Annotated in this window: 1 pseudogene; it reads left to right on the top strand. The window is 51.9% G+C overall.

Annotated elements, in window-relative coordinates:
• Window positions 1-122: 122 nt before the first annotated feature.
• Window positions 123-393, top strand: a pseudogene (locus WM40_RS32715) (hypothetical protein); the annotation flags it as partial.

Raw genomic sequence — 393 nt, 5'->3', positions numbered from 1 at the left:
CTTCGTCGGATATCCTAAATTCCGGATCGTTGCGCCAACACGTTTCCCTAACTTCAAATAAAGCCGAACCGCTCGCATGCGGTCTTCATACGAATACATGAACTACCTCCAGTTAGTCCAAGATTTTGTCCGCACCCCCTCTATTTACCGCGGCCATCATCATCAGCCTTGCGGTGCGATGGTATTTTCGCTTCTCGCTGAGCTGGCGCGACATCGAAGAATTATTGCTTGAGCGCGGCGTGATCGTCAGCTAAGAATCGATACGGCGGTGGCGCAATAAATTCGGGGCCCGGTTTGCCGCACATGTAAAAATCACCGGCCTTATCGCCAAAACCTGGCATATCGACGAAATGTTCGTGCGTCTTCGTGGTGAGCCATACTGGCTATGGCGTG

This window comes from Robbsia andropogonis (assembly GCF_000970345.1).
Lineage (GTDB): Bacteria > Pseudomonadota > Gammaproteobacteria > Burkholderiales > Burkholderiaceae > Robbsia > Robbsia andropogonis.
This window is presented reverse-complemented; position numbering and strand designations above follow the sequence as displayed.